The organism is Rahnella sp. WP5 (assembly GCF_000745615.1).
Classification (GTDB): domain Bacteria; phylum Pseudomonadota; class Gammaproteobacteria; order Enterobacterales; family Enterobacteriaceae; genus Rahnella; species Rahnella aceris.
The window spans coordinates 674,492-693,750 of record NZ_KN050720.1 but is presented as its reverse complement, the minus strand read 5'-3'; the positions used below and the strand labels follow the sequence as shown (position 1 = coordinate 693,750).

The following is a 19,259-nucleotide window of genomic DNA, read 5'->3' as shown; positions in this document are numbered from 1 at the left end:
AAATGTGAACTGGCCGACAGACTTTCAGCAACTTTACAAAACTCAATTGCCGGCCAGAAGCGCGTTAAACCAAATGGCAGGGCTCCGCTTCCCAGCGGTAACCGACGCCGTATACCGCGCGGATAAACGCCTTTTCGCCGTCCAGTGATTCGAGTTTGCGACGCAGATTTTTGATGTGGCTGTCGATGGTGCGATCGGTCACAACGCGGTAATCGTCGTAGAGATTATTGAGCAGCACTTCGCGGGTAAAAACGTAACCCGGTTTGACGGACAGGGTTTTCAGCAGGCGGAATTCCGCTGGCGTCAGCTCCAGTTCGTGCCCCTGGAATGTCGCCTGAAAGCGGGCTTCATCAATGTGCAAACCGGTTTCTTTTGCCACGTGCTCATCCGGACGTACACAACGGCGCAGGATCACTTTCACGCGCGCGACCACTTCCCGCGGGCTGTACGGCTTGCAAATGTAATCATCGGCACCGATTTCCAGGCCAAGCAGGCGGTCGATTTCTTCGGTTTTGGCGGTCACCATCATGATCGGGACATCAGAGAACTGGCGGATATCGCGGCAAATCGACAGGCCACTGCTGCCCGGCAGCATCAGATCCAGCAAGATCAGCGCCGGTGGCTGATTTTTAACCAGCGTAATCACGTCGTGCCCGTCCGGCAACCATTGGGTGGCATAGCCGGCGGCTTCCAGGTAGTCGATCAGCAACTGGGCGAGTTTAGGTTCATCTTCCACGATCAGAATTTTCAACGGCGCAGGGCCGGACAGTACAGAGTCGTTCATTCAGTTTCTCAGGCCATGTGGAACAGAAAGGGGCAGGACGATGGTAATGCGCACGCCACCTGCCGGAGAGTGGCTGGCGCTGATTTGCCCGCCGTGGGCTTCGACGATATTCTGGCAAATCGCCAGACCTAAACCCGAGCCGCCGCTGGCGCGGTTACGCGAGCCTTCGGTGCGGTAAAATCGTTCAAAAATACGGATCAGTTGTTCATCACTGATGCCCGGCGCGCTGTCCTGGAACATCAGATACAGCGTTTTTTCGCGAATTTCTCCCAGAATTTCCAGGCCGCCATTTGGGTCAGTATAGCGCAGGCTGTTTTCCAGCAGATTGTTGATAAGTTGCGACAACCGCTGCGGGTCACCAAATACTTCGGCGCTTTCCGGCAGATGGCTGGTGAGCGTTAAATGTTTGTTGTGGAAACGATCGCGCGAACCGGCCTCTGCCAGTTGCACCAGATGTACCACATCAGTGTCGACTTTACGGTACGCCAGCGCACCGGCATCAGACAGCGAAAGCTGGTGCAGGTCATCGACCAGTTTGGTCAGAATCGATACTTCAGATTGCAGTGATTCCAGTGAACCGACTGTCATTTTTCGCACACCGTCCTGCATGGCCTCCAGCTCACCGCGCAATACCGCCAGTGGAGTGCGTAATTCGTGAGAAATATCCGCCATGAATGCCCGGCGCATTTGCTCGTTTTTCTCCAGCGTCATTGCCAGCTGGTTAAAGTCCTGCGCCAGTTTCCCCAGTTCGTCTTCACTGTCGACCTCCACGCGGGTGCTGAAATTTCCTGCGGCAAGCTGGTGGGTGCCATTCACCAGCCGTTTTACCGGCGCGAGCATTCCGCGGGATAAAACCCAGGTTACGGCGGCGGCCAGCAGTGCAGTAAAGGCGACAATCATCCAACTGGTCCGGCTTTGCTGGCGCTCAAAGTTGATATCGGCATCGCGGGTCAGGCGCTCAGCAGGTGTGGAAATTACCGAACCGATGACGACGCCATCAACGGTCATCACGCGGCGCGGTCCCTGCAGATCGGGGGGAACAGGCTGATCGTAACCACCGATCCGGCGGTCGTGACTGTCGAGGATCCAGAATTTTGTCCGCCAGCCCTGCGGTGGCATTCTCGGGCTGCTGTTTTGTTCAAATGAGCGCATCAGCTGATAGATTAACCGGTCATTTGTTTCCAAAAATTCCCAGTTGCCATGCTGCTTGTACTGCTCCTGCAATGTGTCCGCCAGCAGCTCGACACGCTGTTCATTGCTTTGGCGGATGTAGTCAATAAAGCCCCGTTCGAAGCTCATCCGTACGCCCCAGTTCATGGTGATCAACACCAGCGCGCAGGTACAAAAGATGGCCATAAACAGCTTGGCAGTGATACCAGGTTTCATGATTTTCTCATCGGATCGGGGGAGCCGGCCTCAGCACGACGACGGCTAATGATGGCATTTTTCTGCGTGTCAGGCGGCACTTTGGAAAATACCCAGGCGGGCAGGGCAATCACCAGTGCCATTGACATGTAGCAATACAGGAAAGCGGTGTGCATGGTGCTGCTGTCTGGCGTAATCGCTTGCTGATGTGCAAACAGGCCAATCAGCAACCCGGCGACGCTGACACCGAGGCTCATCGACAATTGCATGATCATCGACAGTAAGCTGTTGCCGCTGCTGGCAAGGCGCGGCGGCAAATCTTTGAGCGTAAGAGTATTCATCGACGAGAAGCGCAGGGAGTTCACCATTCCCTGGAAGAAGAGCACAATCGGGATCATCCACATGGCGCCATAAATCGCCACCAGCGGGAAGATAAGCGTAATCAGTGCCAGCAGCAAGGTGGCGCTGACCAGTGCAGAACGGTAACCCAGCTGATTTACCAGCCGGACCACCACGCGTTTCATCCCCATGCTGCCCAGCACCATCGGGATCATCATCAGCCCGGCGTGGAAGGGCGTAAAGCCCATCCCGAGTTGCAGAAAGACCGGCGTCATAAATGGCAACATGCCGCTGCCGATACGTCCCAGCAGGCTGCCAATCAGACCGATCTTAAAGGTTGGTGTATGGAACAGGCGCAGGGAAAACAGTGCCGAGAGATTGCCGCGCGCATGCATCCAGTAAATGCCCAGCGCGCCGCCACCGGCCACCACCAGCAATACGATTTCCAGCGCCGTCAGCCCCATGCTGCGGCTGCCTTCCAGTGCCAGCGTCAGCGTCGCCATACACACGGCCAGCATGACAAACCCGCTGATATCAAAGCGCCGGGTCTGCATTTTATAATTTGGCATGATCATTAATGTGGCGATGCAACCGGCCAGACCGACCGGCAGATTGATCAGAAAAATCCAGTGCCAGCTGGCATATTGCACCAGAAAACCACCCAGCGCCGGACCCAGTAACGGACCGACCTGACCGGGCAGTGTCACCATCGTCATCGCTGCCATGTATTCGCTGCGCGGGACAATTTTCAGCACCGTCAGCCGTCCGACCGGCACCATCATCGCGCCGCCGATCCCCTGAACTATGCGCGACATCACCAGTTCACGCAGGCTTTCCGATTGCGCGCACAGCAGCGAGCCGAGCGTGAACAGCACAATGGCTGAAAAGAATACCCACTTCACACCGACTTTATCCGCCAGCCAGCCGCTCGCCGGTAACATCACCGCAACCGTCAGCACATAAGCGACAATAACCGAATGCATGTGCAGCGGGTTTTCGCCCAGACTGCGGGCCATGGACGGCAGGGCAGTATTGACGATCGTGGTGTCGAGGGCCTGCATAAAGAAGCCAAAGGCGACGATCCACAATTGCCAGCGAACCGAAGGTGGCAGCGGCGTGGAAGGCGATAAGGTGTCAGTGTTTTCAGATTTCATGAGTCATCGCATCAGCACAATCATTTTTGTGGCATTTCAGGAGGGAATTCACCTGCAGACCGGCTCACAGTGTAGCCAGAATGTTTCAGCAGAAAATGGAGGAAATAAGGAGAGTCTTTCCCATTTTTTGACAATTCCTCTGACAATAAAGAATAGCTTTCAGCCTGACATTTTATATCAAAATGCTAAGGTTGACCTTTGACCATGAACCGTTCGCACGCAAAGTAAGTCTAATCTGAACTTATAAAGGGAGAGAATGATGAGCAAAAGAGAACTGGGTCGTTCAGGTATTCAGGTGCCGCTGTTAACCTTTGGTGGCAATGTATTTGGCTGGACCGTCGATCAGACTGCCTCGTTTAACCTGCTGGATGCCTTGCTGGATCATAAACTGAATTTCATCGATACGGCAGATGTGTACTCGAGCTGGGTTGAAGGCAACAAAGGGGGAGAATCCGAAACCATCATCGGCAACTGGCTGAAAAAAGCCGGTAAGCGTGACCAGATCATTCTCGCCACCAAAGTCGGTAAGCCGATGGGCGAAGGTAAAGTCGGTTTGTCGCCGCGCTATATTAAAGAAGCGGTAGAAGCCTCTCTGAAACGTCTGCAAACAGATTATATCGATTTGTATCAGTCACATGATGACGATGCGGATACACCGCTGGCTGAAACTATGGCGGCATTTGACGCGTTAATCAAAGAAGGGAAAGTGCGCGCCGTCGGGGCATCTAACTACAGTGCGCCGCGTCTGGCAGAAGCGCTTAACGTCAGTCAGGAAAACGGGCTGGCGCGTTATGAAACGCTGCAACCACAATACAATTTGTATGACCGCAAAGTGTATGAGGAAGCGCTGGAAAAAGTCGTGACAGATAATGGTCTGGGTGTCATCAACTTCTATGGCCTGGCCGCCGGCTTTCTGACCGGGAAATATCGAACCAAAGCCGATGCCGGTAAGAGTAAACGCGGCGAAAACGTGATTGCGCGTTGCCTGAATGAGCGCGGCCTGAAAGTATTGGCCGGACTGGATCAGGTGGCTGAGAAGCATGGCGCACAACCGGGACAGGTTGCACTGGCCTGGCAGATTGCCCGCCCGGGCATTACCTCACCGATCGTCAGTGCGACCTCCCTGCAACAGCTCAATGAACTGGCGCAGGCCGCAACCCTGAAACTCGATGATACCGATATCAGGACCTTAAATGACGCCAGTGCCTGGTAAACCCGGGATCTGAGATATAAAAAAACCGCCTGATTCAGGCGGTTTACGTTTATCTGCATCTTTAAATCTTAACGGAACAACGTTTGTGCCCAGCGCGCCAGACCGGCGGTGACCGAGCCAAAATCATTCCCTCCGACCAGCGGGATACCCGGTAACTGAGCCTGCAACGCAGCACGCAATAACGGTGAACGCGCACTGCCACCGGTCAGGTAAATTACATCCGGTTTAATTTCGCTGCTGGCAAGTGCCAGACTGACCTGCTCCTGAATACGTTCCAGTGGCTGAGAAATCGCTTCGCTCAGTTGTTGCTGGCTGATCGTTTCTGCCAGACCCGATTCAATGAAGTCCATTGCCGCCGTTACGCTTTCATGTTCAGACAGTGCAATCTTACTTTCTTCCGCTGCACGAACCAGACGGTAGCTCAGACGTTGTTGCTGAATTTTCAGCAGGCGTTTGATCAAATCAGGCTGTGCTGCATCGCGGATCAGATCACGCAGCATGCGGCCATTCGCCACACTATAGAAATCCAGTTGTGCCGGAACGTCGTTGGTCGCGACGGCATTCCAGTAAGGCAGGGCCGGAATAGCGATACCTTTCTGGGTTTCACTGCCCATACCAAATTGTGGTGTCAGTTGCTTGAATGCGGTCATGATATCCAGATCATTACCGCCGACGCGGCAACCACTATGGCCGAGCAGGCTGTTCTGACGCTCTGCTTTATCACGCCATTGTGGCCCCATCAGCAGCACCGAGCAGTCGGTGGTACCGCCGCCGATATCGACAACTAAAACCGTTTTCTCTTCGGTCAGTGTGGCTTCGAAATCCAGACCTGCCGCCACCGGTTCAAACTGGAAAGCGATATCGCGGAAACCTGCGCGTTCAGCCGCACGCTGCAAAATCCCCTGCGCCTGGGCATTGGCCTCTTCACCCCCCATACCCTGAAAGTTAATCGGGCGGCCGATAACGGTCTGTTCAATACTTTCCTGCAAGACGGATTCAGCCTGGCGTTTGATGTGGAACATCATCGCGCAAACCAGATCTTCGAACAGAGCGATCTGCTGGGGTTTCAGGCCATTTGCGCCAAGGAACGATTTTGGTGAACGCACAAAGTACACTTCTTCCGGATCTTCCATATAGGTCGAAAGCGCCTGCAAACCGAAGTTTACGCTGTTGGCATTGACCGGAATATCTTCCTCGCGGTTAAAGCTGATACTGCGACGCAGCAGCGCCAGATTTTCATCACTGCCTGCCGGAACCTGTCCGTGACGGTTCAGCCATTCGCTGACCGCTTCACGTGTCGGCGCACAAAGCATGGAGGGTAAGTAAGGATCGTTATTTTCGAGCGCCAGAAGGTGAGCGTTATTGTCACGCATCACCGCAACGGAGCAATTCGCTGTACCGTAGTCAAATCCAATAAACATCATTGTTCCCCATGCCAAAGAAGGGACGGGACTTTACCGGAGAGAGCGAGATTCATCAAGTCAGATGGGCGGTACAATTCTGAGGAAGTCCCTCTCCCGGGGCGGAGAGGGAACAAAGGGCGGAGAATTACTTCATTTCTATCACTTCAATAGCCCCTGTGCTTTCGCAACGACATTATCAGCGGTAAAGCCGAACTCTTTAAACAGTTGCTCTGCGGGTGCGGATTCCCCGAAGGTTGTCATGCCGACAATGGCACCGTTAAGGCCTACATACTTGTACCAGTAATCGGCGATACCGGCTTCAACAGCGACGCGTGCGGTCACCGTTTTCGGCAGAACAGACTCACGGTACGCTGCGTCCTGTTGATCGAAGACATCGGTGGACGGCATGGACACCACGCGAACCCTGGTACCCAACGCGGTCAGTTTCTCTGCGGCTTCCACCGTGATGCCGACTTCAGAGCCGGTGGCAATCAGGATAACGTCCGGTGTGCCGTCAGAATCTTTCAGTACATAACCGCCGCGAGCTACGTTAGCCAGTTGCTCAGCCGTACGGGGCTGCTGAGTCAGGTTCTGGCGCGAGAAGATAAGTGCAGAAGGACCGTCAGTACGTTCGATGGCGTATTTCCAGGCGATAGCTGATTCTACCTGATCGCCCGGACGCCATGTGTTCATGTTTGGCGTCACACGCAGGCTGGCCATTTGTTCTACCGGCTGGTGCGTCGGGCCGTCTTCACCCAGACCGATAGAGTCATGGGTATACACGAACACGTTGCGGATTTTCATCAGTGCCGCCAGACGAACGGCGTTACGGGCATATTCCACGAACATCAGGAAGGTCGCCGAATACGGCAGGAAACCGCCGTGCAGGGCGATACCGTTAGTGATGGCGGTCATGCCAAATTCACGTACGCCGTAGTGGATGTAGTTACCCGCTTTATCGTCACCGATGGATTTTGAACCAGACCACATCGTCAGGTTACTTGGCGCAAGGTCCGCAGAACCGCCGAGGAATTCAGGCAGGATTTTACCGAAGGATTCCAGCGCGTTTTGCGAGGCTTTACGGCTGGCAATATTGGCCGGTTTCGCCTGCAATTCTTCGATATATTTCTGAGCTTCGTTTTGCCAGTGAGCGGGAAGTTTGCCGCTCACACGGCGCTCAAATTCGGCGGCCAGTTCCGGATAGGCTTTTGCGTAAGCCGCAAATTTCTCGTTCCAGGCTTTCTCTTTCGCTTTACCGGCTTCTTTGGCATCCCATTGGGCGTAAATATCCTGCGGTATTTCAAACGGAGGATAGTTCCAGCCAATGTGTTTGCGGGTGGCAGCGACTTCATCATCGCCCAGCGCAGCGCCATGCGCGCCGTGGGTGCCGGCTTTGTTCGGTGAGCCGAATGCAATCACGGTTTTGCATAGCAACAGCGACGGTTTGTCGGTCACCTTGTGGGCTTCTTCGATGGCGGCTTTTACGGCATCAGGATCATGCCCGTCAATACCGCGGATCACATGCCAGTGATAGGCTTCAAAGCGTTTAGCGGTGTCATCGGTGAACCAGCCTTCCACATGGCCGTCGATGGAGATCCCGTTGTCATCATAAAACGCAATCAGCTTGCCGAGCTTCATGGTGCCGGCGAGCGAACAGGCTTCGTGTGAGATGCCTTCCATCATGCAGCCGTCGCCTAAAAAGGCGTAGGTGTAGTGGTTCACGATGTCGTGATTTTCACGGTTAAACTGAGCTGCAAGCGTGCGCTCGGCAATCGCGAAACCTACGGCGTTAGCGATACCCTGACCCAGCGGGCCGGTGGTGGTTTCGACGCCCGGTGTATAGCCGAATTCCGGGTGCCCAGGCGTTTTCGAATGCAACTGGCGGAAGTTTTCCAGCTCTTTCATTGGCAGATCGTAACCCGTCAGGTGCAGCAGGCTGTATTGCAGCATTGATCCGTGTCCGTTAGACATCAGGAAGCGGTCGCGATCGGCCCATTTCGGGTTGGTCGGGTTGTGATTCATGTAATCACGCCACAGCACTTCAGCGATATCCGCCATTCCCATTGGTGCGCCGGGATGGCCTGAGTTCGCTTTTTGAACGGCATCCATGCTCAGGGCACGGATCGCATTCGCAAGTTCTTTACGAGAGGGCATATTCACTCCATCTGTTTTTTTCAAAGCTAAAGTTCAGCGCTTAAATTGAGTTAAAACTAAAGTTGTGCTGACAGCATATCTTCGAGTTTTTTCTGATCGACGGCGAACTGGCGGATACCTTCGGCCAGTTTATCTACCGCCATCGCATCCTGATGATGTTCCCAGAGGAATTCAGCCTGAGTCAGCGGTGCAGGCTTTTTACCCGCCTGAGAGGACGGTTGCAGTTTGCGTTCAACCGGGGCGTCACTGGCTTTTAGCTCTTCCAGCAGGTTTGGAGAAAGGGTCAGGCGGTCACAGCCTGCCAGTGCCAGAATTTGTTCCACTTTGCGGAAACTGGCACCCATGATGACTGTCTCGTAACCGTGGGATTTGTAGTATTCGTAGATATCCCGGACAGATTTCACGCCCGGATCTTTTTCAACGTCGTAAGTGGCATTGGGCTCTTTGGCTTTGTACCAGTCGTAGATACGGCCAACGAAGGGAGAAATCAGGTAGACACCGGCTTCGGCGCAGGCGCGTGCCTGAGCAAAGGAGAACAGCAGGGTCAGGTTACAGTTGATGCCTTCTTTTTCCAGTTCTTTGGCGGCCTGAATGCCTTCCCACGTAGACGCCAGTTTGATCAGAATGCGCGATTTATCAATGCCATGATCCTGATATAAACCAATCAGTTTGCGGGCTTTTTCGATACACAAATCCCGGTTAAATGACAGGCGGGCATCCACTTCTGTCGAGACGCGCCCTGGTACACTTTTCAGAATTTCGGCCCCGATATTGACGGCCAGTTTATCTGTGGCATTGATCACCTGAGTTTCTTTGCTGCCGCCTTGCTTGCGGGCATAGTCCAGCGCGTCTTTAATCAGGTTTTGGTATTGTGGCAGGTCGGCTGCTTTGAGGATCAGCGAAGGATTGGTCGTCGCATCCTGAGGCTCGAAATGACGGATAGATTCAATGTCACCGCTGTCGGCAACGACGGTGGTGATTTTTTTTAGTGCGTCTAACTGGTTCATCTCTTAGCTCCTTGGCGAGAAAAAACGATACAGCAATAAGGTCGAACGACTCTCTTTCGTAGGGCTCCTACCCTGCATCATCCGGTTAACAAACTGAATGCGCTTTTTCTGATTACTGCAATGGGTCTCAACAATGGCGGCCCCTGTTGCCCGTCAAACTGAGCGTCTGGCGAGAAAAGCGCAAGGACAAACTTTAAGCTTAGTGCATTTTTACGAGACGTCTTCCATGAATGAAAAGTAATCAATGTAACCGCTAATTTTTGGTCGTGATCCGCGTTTAGTCGTGGCAGGGTTATCTATACTGGTCAGCGGGAAAACCAGATGCTGATATTTCCCCGTACCCTACAAAAACAAGAAAAGGATCCTGCAATGGACGAACAACTCAAGCAAAGTGCGCTCGATTTCCATGAGTTTCCGGTGCCCGGAAAAATTCAGGTTTCGCCCACCAAGCCTCTTGCGACACAACGTGATCTGGCGCTGGCCTATTCTCCGGGCGTTGCTGCCCCGTGTCTGGAGATCGCTAAAGATCCACTGGCGGCATACAAATACACCGCACGCGGCAATCTGGTGGCGGTGATTTCCAATGGTACTGCCGTTCTCGGACTGGGGAATATCGGTGCACTGGCGGGGAAACCGGTGATGGAAGGCAAGGGCGTATTGTTCAAAAAATTCGCCGGTATCGATGTTTTTGATATCGAAGTGGATGAGAACGATCCCGATAAACTGATCGATGTGATTGCCGCACTAGAGCCGACATTCGGTGGCATCAATCTTGAAGATATCAAAGCGCCGGAATGTTTCTACATTGAAAAAAAGCTTCGGGAACGCATGAAAATCCCGGTGTTTCATGACGATCAGCACGGCACCGCCATTATCTGTACTGCCGCAGTATTAAATGGTTTGCGCGTGGTTGGGAAAAGCATTTCCGATGTGCGGCTGGTCGTTTCCGGCGCAGGGGCTTCCGCCATCGCCTGCCTGAATTTGCTGGTGGCGCTGGGGCTGAAACGCCACAACATCACGGCCTGCGATTCCCGTGGTGTGATTTATCAGGGTCGTGAAGAAAATATGGCCGAAACCAAAGCGGCGTATGCCATTGCAGATAACGGCCAGCGTACGCTGGCCGATGCAATCCCGGATGCGGACATTTTCCTGGGCTGTTCCGGCCCCGGCGTGCTGACGCAGGAGATGGTGAAAACCATGGCCAAAGATCCGCTGATTCTGGCGCTGGCCAATCCGGAGCCGGAGATTTTACCGCCGCTGGCAAAAGCCGTCCGGCCGGATGCCATTATCTGCACCGGACGCTCGGATTACCCGAATCAGGTGAACAATGTGCTGTGTTTCCCGTTCATTTTCCGCGGCGCACTGGACGTCGGGGCGACCACTATTAATGAAGAAATGAAACTGGCCTGCGTTCATGCTATCGCGGACCTGGCGATGGCCGAACAAAGTGATGTGGTGGCTTCCGCTTACGGTGAAGAAGAGCTGTCTTTCGGCCCCGAATATATTATTCCTAAGCCTTTTGACCCGCGTTTGATCGTGAAAATTGCGCCTGCGGTGGCGAAAGCTGCAATGGATTCCGGTGTGGCCATGCGCCCGATTGAGGATCTGGAAGCGTATACCGAAAAACTCGCCGAGTTCGTCTACAAAACCAATCTGTTCATGAAACCCATTTTCTCGCAGGCGAAGAAAGACGCTAAACGGGTGGTGATGGCAGAAGGAGAAGAGGAGCGCGTACTGCATGCCACGCAGGAGCTGATTTCCCTCGGGCTGGCGAAGCCAATTCTGGTCGGGCGTCCCAGTGTCATCGCTATGCGCATCAAAAAGCTCGGCCTGCAACTGGAAGCGGGACGGGACTTTGAAGTGGTGAACAACGAATCTGATCCGCGTTTTAATGAATACTGGCGTGAATATTATGAGCTGATGAAACGGCGCGGTGTATCGCAGGAGCAGGCGCGTCGGGCAGTGATCGGCAATCCGACACTGATTTCTGCCATCATGCTGCTGCGCGGAGAAGCCGATGCGATGATTTGCGGCACGGTTGGCACCTATCATGAGCATTACGATATCGTGGAGAATGTATTCGGGTTTCGCAAAGGTACACATGTTGCCGGGGCGATGAACGCGCTGTTGCTGCCGAGCGGCAACACTTTTATTGCGGATACCTACGTCAATGATGACCCGACGCCGGAACAACTGACGGAAATCACGCTGATGGCGGCAGAAACGGTGAGGCGGTTTGGCATTGAGCCGAAAGTTGCGCTGTTGTCGCATTCCAGTTTTGGTACATCAGACAGCCCGGCTGCGCTGAAAATGCGGCGTACGCTGGAGCTGATTAATGAGCGTGCTCCTGATCTGGAAATTGACGGTGAGATGCACGGCGACGCGGCGCTGGTCGAAAGCATCCGCCAGGACATCATGCCGGACAGCCCGCTGAAAGGTTCAGCAAATATCCTGATCATGCCGAACATGGAATCAGCGCGTATCAGTTACAACCTGCTGCGGGTGTCGTGTTCGGAAGGAGTGACCGTCGGACCGGTGCTGATGGGGGTGTCGAAACCGGTACATATCCTGACGCCAATTGCATCGGTCAGGCGAATAGTCAATATGGTGGCACTGGCTGTCGTTGAAGCACAAACAGAGCCTTTATAAACACCGTATAGTGAAAAAAACGGGCCTCATAGCGAGGCCCGTTTTTCTCAATCGCTGGCTCAGTATTTTACTTCGCCGATACGCTCCAGCGCATCGACGATCAGATCCCAGAAACGCTGATGATCAAGTTTAACTGCCACTTGTGTATGGCAATCCGGCGGAGCTGGGACGCGGAAATCGGCTACTGTCATGCCCAGCGTTAAAGTGCCGGTCAGTTCGATATCCACCGGCACTTTTTGCACGGTCATTACGTTCGGATCAATCACGTAAGCCACAGCACAAGGATCATGAACTGGCGGTGAATCAAAGCCCTGACGGTCTTTGTAGCTCAGACCAAAGAAATCCAGCAACTCACCGACAAATTTAGCGGGCCGGGTACCCACAGCGGCAATGCGCGCGGCGACTTCTGGTGTCGCCAGCGCCTGATGGGTTAAATCCAGTCCGACCATGGTCAGCGGCCATTTTTCGTTGAACACGATATGAGCGGCTTCAGGGTCAATCTTGATATTGAATTCTGCGACCGCACTCCAGTTACCCACGTGATAACCGCCGCCCATCAGCACGACTTCCTTCACGCGTTCAGCAATGCGCGGTTCTTTGCGCACCGCCATGGCTATGTTGGTCAGCCCGCCGGTGGGTACCAGCGTGATAGTTTTTGGCGGGTGTGACATGATCAAATCAATGATCAGATCGATGGCGTGAACAGGTTCAAGGGTGATGGCCGCCTCCGGCAGCACCGGACCATCCAGGCCGGACTCACCGTGGATTTCATCAGCGACTTCCACCTGGCGCACTAACGGACGGGTTGCGCCCGCCGCAAACGGCACGCCGGTCAGATTAATAACACGCGCCACGGCAAGGGCATTGCGGGTGACTTTCTCCAGCGTTTGATTGCCGACGACCGTAGTAACGGCCAGCAACTCAATTTCCGGGTTACCGTGAGCCAGTAACATCGCGATAGCGTCGTCGTGCCCCGGATCGCAATCAAGGATGATCTTTTTGACCATTTTTTATTCCTTTAATTAATGTAGTGGTACGTCGGTTTCGTCAGCCAGATCGGATTATTTTTTAGCGTGTTGCAGCCATTTATCCAGTTCATTGGCAAATTGCTGGCGGTCGCGCTGATTAAGCGCGGGTGGTCCGCCGGTCTGTACGCCGCTGGCGCGCATGGTGTCCATGAAATCACGCATATTCAGACGTTCTTTAATGGTTTCAGTGGTGTAACGCTCGCCGCGTGGGTTGAGCGCAACACCACCTTTTTCAATCACTTCCGCTGCCAGTGGAATATCGGCGGTGATCACCAGATCGCCGGGTTCGGTGCGTTTCACAATTTCGTTATCCGCAACGTCAAAACCCGCTTCTACGCGTAAGGTGCGCAGGAATTTTGACGGCGGTGTGCGGATGATCTGGTTGGCAACCAGTGTCACCATCATGCCGGTGCGTTCCGCAGCGCGGAACAGCACTTCTTTAATGACGTTCGGACAGGCGTCTGCATCAACCCAGATCTGCATCAGTTTGGCGCTCCGTTTTCAGATAAGCCCTTTTCAGCCAGCCAGTCGCGAACTGGCAGGAAATCGCTGTAAAGCGCGGCTTCCGGGCTGCCTTCTTCAGGTTGATAGCCGTATTCCCAGCGCACCAGCGGCGGCATCGACATTAAAATGGATTCTGTACGGCCACCGGTTTGCAGGCCAAACAGTGTTCCGCGATCCCACACCAGATTGAATTCGACGTAGCGGCCACGGCGGTAAAGCTGGAACTGGCGCTCGCGTTCGCCCCACGGCAGGGCTTTACGTTTTTCCACTATGGGCAGATAAGCGTCGGTAAAGCCATTGCCCACGGCCTGCATAAAGCTGAAGCTGGTGTCGAAATCCGGCGAATTCAGGTCATCAAAGAATAAGCCGCCGATACCGCGCGCTTCGTTGCGGTGTTTGATAAAGAAGTAATCGTCGCACCACTTTTTGTATTTCGGGTACACATCATCGCCAAACGGCTGGCAAAGTTGTTGTGCTGTCAGGTGCCAGTGGCGGGCATCTTCTTCAAAACCGTAATAAGGCGTGAGGTCAAAGCCACCGCCAAACCACCAGACCGGTGCTTCGCCGGGCTTTTCCGCAATGAAAAAGCGTACGTTGGCGTGGCTGGTTGGCACATAAGGATTCAGCGGATGAATAACCAGTGAAACGCCCATCGCCTGAAAACTGCGACCAGCCAGCTCGGGGCGATGCGCGGTTGCTGAGGCAGGCAGGGTGGCACCGGCAACATGCGAGAAGTTTACACCCGCCTGTTCAAACACTGCGCCATGGGTCAGCACCCGGCTCTGGCCGCCGCCACCTTCTTCCCGTACCCATTGATCTTCAGAGAACTGGCCGTTGCCATCAGCGGCGGCCAGTTGCTGGCAAATATGATCCTGGAGCTTAAGCAGGAAAGTTTTAACTTGCTGGATGTCGGGAATGGATTGGCTCACGGGCAAACTCGCAGACGTTGACTGAAAAGACATTCAGCGCTTTGCAGGCGCTGAATCAGAAAGAGGAAGTGATTATATACCCAAAATCAGCCGGGTCGCCCAGATGCGTCTGCTTTTGGTGGCGGAAGAACTTTACCGTGGCTTGCGTTCATTGGCATCGAAGTAACTGAAGAAATTCACAATACCCTGAGAAATCGCCTGTGCGATCTCGCGACGGAACGCTGTGGTGCTGAGCAACTGTTCTTCCTGATGATTGGTGATAAACGAAGTTTCCACCAGAATCGACGGGATCGACGGAGATTTCAGAACAGCAAACGCCGCCTGTTCGGTCTGCTGGCTGTGCAGATGGTGGATCGGGCGGATCCTGTCGAGCACGTGATGCCCTAATGTCAGACTGTTTTTGATGGTGTCGGTTTGCACCAGATCGAACAAAACCTGTTGCAGATAATTGTTGTCTTCTTTGGCATATTTCGCGCCCGCGACCAGATCGGCATCGTTTTCTTTTTTTGACATATACCGCGCCATTGTGCTGCTGGCACCGCGATTGGAGAGGGCGAAAACAGACGCGCCGGAAGCGGTGGGGCTGGTGTAACCATCGGCATGAATCGAGACAAACAAATCGGCCTGATGCTGATGCGCCAGTTCAACGCGCTGATAAAGCGGAATAAAGTGATCAGAGTCACGGGTCAGTTTAACTTCAATATGACTTTGTTCGCCGAGGAATTCCCGCACATAGTTGGCGATTTCCAGCACGACGTGTTTTTCTTCCGAGCCTTCATGACCGACCGCACCGGAATCGATGCCGCCATGGCCGGGGTCAATCATCACCAGTTTTTTTGCGCCTGGCGGTTTAGGGGCCGGGGCTGATTTGGTGATGTGTTCCTGCTGCGCAGCGCTGGCAGAGCGCGAACCGAATGCGGCAATCGCTAATCCCAGCCCGGACAATAATAGCTGGCGACGTGTGGCGGTGGCAGGCAAAGGCTGGAAATGCAGAAATTTGTTCAGAGGGTTTAACATCAGTCCGTTACCGTCAGAAAAGTGCAGAATGCTCTATGTTATAGAGTATCTTTTTTATAGTTTCGATCTGAGAACTATTACTTTTTATGAATATTGTGTCGTGAATGATGTCATGACCGAATAAATATCCGTTGCAGGAAAGGCGTCGCGTTGTTTTATGTGAAGATTTTATCGTTCAAAATGGTTTGTAAACTCCTCAATTTGTGATTTTGATGTTGCGTATCAAACAGATCACGCGATAATCATATAAACCCCTATCAACAGCGGCGAACAGTGATGGAAATTCGCGTATACCGTCAAGAAGATTTTGAAGAAGTACTGACCTTATGGGAGCGCTGCGATTTATTGCGCCCGTGGAATGATCCTGAGCTGGATATTGAACGTAAAATTAACCACAGCCCGGAGTTTTTCCTGGTGGCGGAAGTCGGTGGTGAAGTGGTAGGCACGCTGATGGGGGGGTATGACGGTCATCGTGGTTCGGCGAATTATCTGGGTGTGCATCCGGATTATCGCGGGCGTGGCATTGCCAATGCGCTGGTTAACCGTCTGGAGAAGAAGTTAATCGCCCGCGGCTGCCCGAAGATGAATTTAATGGTGCGTGCTGAAAACGATGCAGTGGTCAGTATGTATGAAAAACTGGGTTATGAAATTTCGGATACTCTTTTGCTTGGCAAACGTTTGATCGAAGATCAAGAGTACTGAAGCCGTTTCCTCAATAAAAAGCCCCGGCAAGTATGACTTTGCCGGGGCTTTTAGTTTTCTGATTTACTTAATCAATTTTACGTTTTTGACATCCACTTCCACAGAGTTCCAGTCTTTATCGACTTTACCTTCAATGCGGATTTTGTCCTTCGGCGACACGTTCTGTCCCTGCCAGCGTTTGCCGTCAATTTCGACATTGAGTGTGCCGGTATTGTCGCGGAAAATGTATTTATCGTGGTCGATACGCTGATCGATAAACCCTTCCAGCATAACCCACTGATCATCTTTCATGGTTTGCGCGTCTTTTACTGTACTCAGCGCCGTGGTGCCAGTGAAACCGCCCTGTGCTGCTGGCTGGGTCTGCGACTCCTGCGCTGACGGGCCGTTAAAGCCACCGGTCTGTTGGGCAAATGCAGTCGCTGAACAAAGTGCAATCAGGGTTGCCAGAGTGATCTTCTTCATCATAATAGGTCGTCCTTAATTTAACGTTTCCGGGTACCGGCAACTATGACATCGTTTCGCATGTCTTGCCGTGCTGGAGACCATTAAAACAGACAGTTCTTAACAGTTTCTTAAGCGCATACCCGGCATACTTTAAATTGCAGATTATGAATTATTTTGGGTATGTCCTTGAGTGATGGTTAACTTTCACCTTATTTGCAGGAATGTTGTCCTTTTTATGAACCCGGATGATTATAACGACCACGGTATGTTGCGATTGCCGCTGTGGTTCTGGACTATTTTGATTTTGCAGGCGAGGACCTGGTTATTGTTTGTGATGGCCGGCGCATCGCGCCAGCAGGGGAGTGATCTGCTGGCGTTGTTTTATCCTGATCAGCAAAGTTTCTGGTCTGGCATGCTGCTCGGGTTGCCGCCCGCGCTGGTTTTTCTGCTTAGCGGCCGTCGCCATCTGTGGCCGCGTATCTGGCAGGCCGGTTACTGGTTACTCCTGGCCGGGATGTTTATCACTTTCGCATTGCAGGGGCTGGGGCTGTGGCAAAGCACAGATACGATTTCCGGCGTGGATATCGTGCTGGCCTTGCTGGATGCCGCCGCGCTGGCTTACTGGTTACTGAGCCGCCGTTTGCGCGCTTGTTTTGATGCCGCGCGGCGTCTGGCCTGATGCATATTCCATTCGAGGCTGAACTTTTTTACCAGAAAAGTACTCGAACTGGCGCTGAACAATAATGCGTAAATAAATAATAATTTCACTGCCGGTTTATCCGTCAGGCCGCACCGGCCAACGGGAACGGGGAGTATAGGAGTGTACCGAATGACTGTTCGCCTGCGGGTTCGCCCGATGTTACTGGTGCTGCCGCTGATCCTGACCGGCTGTTCGTCGATGTCATCTATGTCATGGCCGGGCGTGTCCTGGTCGGCCATGAATCCGCTTAACTGGTTTGGCAGCAGCCTGACGGTCAGCGACAAAGGGGTGGGTGATATTACGGCCAGCACCCCGCTGACAGAAACGGCCATTAAAGATGCGCTGGACGGCGACTATACCCTGCGCAGCGGTATGTCGATGAGCAACGGCAAAATGCTGAGCTTCTTCCAGGCGATGGACGGTAAAGACGTGAAGATGTCGATCAGCGGTGAGCCGAAAGGTAACGTCCAGCGCGTCGATGTTGTTGATACGAAAGTTGAAAGTGAATGGGGCGTTAAAATCGGTACGCCCTTCAGCGATCTCTACAGCAAGGCTTTCGATGTGTGCGTGAAGGGCGAAGGGGACGATGCTGAAAACGTCGAGTGTAAAGCGCCGCAAAGTGCTCACGTGACGTATGTGTTCAGCGGTATCTGGCATGGCCCGGATTCGCTGATGCCTTCGGATGATGCCCTGAAAGACTGGAAGGTCAGCAAAATTATCTGGCGTGCTAATACTGCGCAGGCCGCTGCCGCGCAATAAACGGGTTTCTCCGCTTAAAAAGCCCTCAATGCCTTGCCTTCGCGCAAGGCATTTTTATTGACATCCGGTATGATATCGCCGGTCAAATTAACGAGGATGAGAAAATGACTCAGGTTCAGAGCGGCATTTTACCCGAACATTGCCGTTTCGCGATTTACATTGAAGCGAAAGCGCAGGGTGACCTGGATGCGCTCCGGCACGGCTGCCGTGCATTTTTGGCCGTACTGGAAGACATGCAGAAAAAATTTCCCACTGAACATCTTGGTGCGGTCGTGGCCTTTGGCAACGATGTATGGCGTGATTTATCCGGAAATCAGGGTGCCGCTGAGCTGAAATCTTTCGAGCCGCTGGGTAAAGGTCTGGCACCGGCGACGCAGCGCGATATGTTGTTGCACATTCAGTCCCTGCGTCATGACGTGAACTTTGCGCTGGCACAGGCGGCATTGAAAGCCTTCGGCAGTTCAATCACTGTCGAAGAAGAAACCCACGGGTTCCGTGCGCTGGAAGAACGTGACCTCAGCGGTTTTATCGACGGAACTGAAAACCCGAAAGCAGAAGCCCGCGCTCAGGTGGCGATTATTCCTGAAGGCAGTGTTGATGCAGGTGGCAGTTACGTGATGGTTCAGCGCTGGAAACATAATCTGGTGCAATGGGAACGCTTCTCTGTGCAGCAGCAGGAAGATGTTATCGGGCGTACAAAAGAAACCGACGAAGAGCTGGATTCAGAAACTCGCCCGGACACTTCCCACGTCAGTCGTGTTGACCTGAAAGAAGACGGCAAAGGCCTGAAAATTCTGCGTCAGAGCCTGCCTTACGGTACGGCCAGCGGTGAGCACGGTTTGTATTTCATTAGCTATTGCGCCCGTTTGTGGAACATTGAGAAACAGCTGCTGAGTATGTTTGGCGATCTTGATGGCAAACGCGATGCCATGCTGCGCTTCACCCGTCCGGTGACCGGCAGTTATTATTTCGCCCCTTCACTGACCCGGCTGTTAGCGCTTTAAGTTCTTCCGGCGCGTTCCGTCGCGGACGCGCCTGCTTCTCTCCTTTTTGTTATTCCCCCATCGCTTGTTAATGCCTTATAGCTTTTCATGCTTGAAAATCACCA

The 19,259-nt window shown here is 53.3% G+C and carries 17 protein-coding genes; 6 read left to right on the top strand and 11 right to left on the bottom strand.

Annotated features, from left to right (window positions below; all coding sequences use genetic code 11):
* Positions 1–64 precede the first annotated feature (64 nt).
* Genes baeR through mdtD form a run of 3 tightly spaced genes read right to left on the bottom strand, consistent with a single transcriptional unit; the run spans position 65 to position 3,642 of the window.
* A complete protein-coding gene (gene baeR, locus EX31_RS20315) occupies positions 65–784 on the bottom strand; it encodes an envelope stress response regulator BaeR (RefSeq protein ID WP_037036367.1) in 720 nt (239 codons plus the stop codon).
* Positions 785–2,170, bottom strand: a complete 1,386-nt coding sequence (gene baeS / locus EX31_RS20310; protein WP_037036365.1) for an envelope stress sensor histidine kinase BaeS — start codon at positions 2,168–2,170, stop codon at positions 785–787.
* The gene (gene mdtD, locus EX31_RS20305; RefSeq protein ID WP_037036364.1) at positions 2,167–3,642 is read right to left on the bottom strand and encodes a multidrug transporter subunit MdtD; all 1,476 of its coding nucleotides are present in this window, start codon (positions 3,640–3,642) and stop codon (positions 2,167–2,169) included. Before mdtD ends, baeS begins: the two co-directional genes overlap by 4 nt.
* Before the next feature lie 259 nt (positions 3,643–3,901).
* Here mdtD and EX31_RS20295 point away from each other — a divergent pair, with 259 nt between their 5' ends.
* Positions 3,902–4,855: an aldo/keto reductase gene (locus EX31_RS20295; protein ID WP_037036363.1), complete on the top strand. Its 954-nt coding sequence runs from the start codon at positions 3,902–3,904 to the stop codon at positions 4,853–4,855.
* Positions 4,856–4,923: 68 nt separating this feature from the next.
* On the opposite strand, the gene yegD is transcribed toward EX31_RS20295, so the two are convergent.
* The 3 genes from yegD to tal form a co-directional block, all read right to left on the bottom strand.
* Entirely contained in the window at positions 4,924–6,276 is a 1,353-nt protein-coding gene (gene yegD, locus EX31_RS20290; protein ID WP_013574411.1) for a molecular chaperone, read from the bottom strand.
* Between the two features lie 141 nt (positions 6,277–6,417).
* Positions 6,418–8,412 carry a transketolase gene (gene tkt / locus EX31_RS20285; RefSeq protein WP_037036362.1) on the bottom strand — a complete coding sequence of 665 codons (1,995 nt, stop codon included), beginning with the start codon at positions 8,410–8,412 and terminating at the stop codon, positions 6,418–6,420.
* Positions 8,413–8,468: 56 nt separating this feature from the next.
* Entirely contained in the window at positions 8,469–9,419 is a 951-nt protein-coding gene (gene tal, locus EX31_RS20280; protein ID WP_013574413.1) for a transaldolase, read from the bottom strand.
* A 369-nt stretch (positions 9,420–9,788) separates the two neighbouring features.
* Between tal and maeB the strand changes: the two genes are divergently transcribed.
* Positions 9,789–12,068, top strand: coding sequence for an NADP-dependent oxaloacetate-decarboxylating malate dehydrogenase (gene maeB / locus EX31_RS20275; RefSeq protein ID WP_013574414.1), 2,280 nt, complete (start codon positions 9,789–9,791; stop codon positions 12,066–12,068).
* 59 nt (positions 12,069–12,127) lie between these two features.
* Here maeB and EX31_RS20270 read toward each other — a convergent pair whose 3' ends face one another.
* From EX31_RS20270 to amiA, 4 genes are all read right to left on the bottom strand, one after another.
* A complete protein-coding gene (locus EX31_RS20270; RefSeq protein ID WP_037036361.1) occupies positions 12,128–13,075 on the bottom strand; it encodes a uridine-preferring nucleoside hydrolase UriH in 948 nt (315 codons plus the stop codon).
* 54 nt (positions 13,076–13,129) lie between these two features.
* A complete protein-coding gene (locus EX31_RS20265; RefSeq protein WP_013574416.1) occupies positions 13,130–13,579 on the bottom strand; it encodes a YaiI/YqxD family protein in 450 nt (149 codons plus the stop codon).
* On the bottom strand, positions 13,579–14,562 hold the full coding sequence (gene hemF / locus EX31_RS20260; RefSeq protein ID WP_015689490.1) for an oxygen-dependent coproporphyrinogen oxidase: 984 nt from the start codon (positions 14,560–14,562) through the stop codon (positions 13,579–13,581). The genes EX31_RS20265 and hemF overlap by 1 nt, the downstream gene beginning before the upstream one ends.
* A gap of 99 nt (positions 14,563–14,661) precedes the next feature.
* On the bottom strand, positions 14,662–15,546 hold the full coding sequence (gene amiA, locus EX31_RS20255) for an N-acetylmuramoyl-L-alanine amidase AmiA (RefSeq protein WP_037036359.1): 885 nt from the start codon (positions 15,544–15,546) through the stop codon (positions 14,662–14,664).
* A 276-nt stretch (positions 15,547–15,822) separates the two neighbouring features.
* On the opposite strand from amiA, the gene EX31_RS20250 reads away from it, so the two are divergent.
* Positions 15,823–16,248: a GNAT family acetyltransferase gene (locus tag EX31_RS20250; RefSeq protein WP_013574419.1), complete on the top strand. Its 426-nt coding sequence runs from the start codon at positions 15,823–15,825 to the stop codon at positions 16,246–16,248.
* Positions 16,249–16,311: 63 nt separating this feature from the next.
* On the opposite strand, the gene EX31_RS20245 is transcribed toward EX31_RS20250, so the two are convergent.
* A complete protein-coding gene (locus tag EX31_RS20245) occupies positions 16,312–16,710 on the bottom strand; it encodes a YgiW/YdeI family stress tolerance OB fold protein (RefSeq protein WP_037036599.1) in 399 nt (132 codons plus the stop codon).
* A 217-nt stretch (positions 16,711–16,927) separates the two neighbouring features.
* On the opposite strand from EX31_RS20245, the gene EX31_RS20240 reads away from it, so the two are divergent.
* The 3 genes from EX31_RS20240 to EX31_RS20230 all read left to right on the top strand — a co-directional run bounded on the left by EX31_RS20240 (position 16,928) and on the right by EX31_RS20230 (position 19,155).
* Positions 16,928–17,371 carry a DUF2919 domain-containing protein gene (locus tag EX31_RS20240; RefSeq protein WP_013574421.1) on the top strand — a complete coding sequence of 148 codons (444 nt, stop codon included), beginning with the start codon at positions 16,928–16,930 and terminating at the stop codon, positions 17,369–17,371.
* Positions 17,372–17,521: 150 nt separating this feature from the next.
* A complete protein-coding gene (locus EX31_RS20235) occupies positions 17,522–18,151 on the top strand; it encodes an RpoE-regulated lipoprotein (protein WP_037036358.1) in 630 nt (209 codons plus the stop codon).
* Positions 18,152–18,255: 104 nt separating this feature from the next.
* Entirely contained in the window at positions 18,256–19,155 is a 900-nt protein-coding gene (locus tag EX31_RS20230) for a Dyp-type peroxidase (protein WP_037036357.1), read from the top strand.
* The last annotated feature ends 104 nt before the right edge of the window (positions 19,156–19,259 follow it).

Bases quoted from the DNA above. Each gene is read 5' to 3' on its own strand.
- EX31_RS20230 (WP_037036357.1), top strand. From the start codon at position 18,256: ATGACTCAGGTTCAGAGCGGCATTTTACCCGAACATTGCCGTTTCGCG.
- EX31_RS20265 (WP_013574416.1), bottom strand. From the start codon at position 13,579: ATGCAGATCTGGGTTGATGCAGACGCCTGTCCGAACGTCATTAAAGAA.
- tal (WP_013574413.1), bottom strand. From the start codon at position 9,419: ATGAACCAGTTAGACGCACTAAAAAAAATCACCACCGTCGTTGCCGAC.
- mdtD (WP_037036364.1), bottom strand. From the start codon at position 3,642: ATGAAATCTGAAAACACTGACACCTTATCGCCTTCCACGCCGCTGCCA.
- yegD (WP_013574411.1), bottom strand. From the start codon at position 6,276: ATGTTTATTGGATTTGACTACGGTACAGCGAATTGCTCCGTTGCGGTG.
- hemF (WP_015689490.1), bottom strand. From the start codon at position 14,562: ATGTCTTTTCAGTCAACGTCTGCGAGTTTGCCCGTGAGCCAATCCATT.
- amiA (WP_037036359.1), bottom strand. From the start codon at position 15,546: ATGTTAAACCCTCTGAACAAATTTCTGCATTTCCAGCCTTTGCCTGCC.
- EX31_RS20250 (WP_013574419.1), top strand. From the start codon at position 15,823: ATGGAAATTCGCGTATACCGTCAAGAAGATTTTGAAGAAGTACTGACC.
- EX31_RS20240 (WP_013574421.1), top strand. From the start codon at position 16,928: ATGAACCCGGATGATTATAACGACCACGGTATGTTGCGATTGCCGCTG.
- EX31_RS20295 (WP_037036363.1), top strand. From the start codon at position 3,902: ATGAGCAAAAGAGAACTGGGTCGTTCAGGTATTCAGGTGCCGCTGTTA.
- baeS (WP_037036365.1), bottom strand. From the start codon at position 2,170: ATGAAACCTGGTATCACTGCCAAGCTGTTTATGGCCATCTTTTGTACC.
- EX31_RS20235 (WP_037036358.1), top strand. From the start codon at position 17,522: ATGACTGTTCGCCTGCGGGTTCGCCCGATGTTACTGGTGCTGCCGCTG.
- baeR (WP_037036367.1), bottom strand. From the start codon at position 784: ATGAACGACTCTGTACTGTCCGGCCCTGCGCCGTTGAAAATTCTGATC.
- maeB (WP_013574414.1), top strand. From the start codon at position 9,789: ATGGACGAACAACTCAAGCAAAGTGCGCTCGATTTCCATGAGTTTCCG.
- tkt (WP_037036362.1), bottom strand. From the start codon at position 8,412: ATGCCCTCTCGTAAAGAACTTGCGAATGCGATCCGTGCCCTGAGCATG.
- EX31_RS20270 (WP_037036361.1), bottom strand. From the start codon at position 13,075: ATGGTCAAAAAGATCATCCTTGATTGCGATCCGGGGCACGACGACGCT.
- EX31_RS20245 (WP_037036599.1), bottom strand. From the start codon at position 16,710: ATGAAGAAGATCACTCTGGCAACCCTGATTGCACTTTGTTCAGCGACT.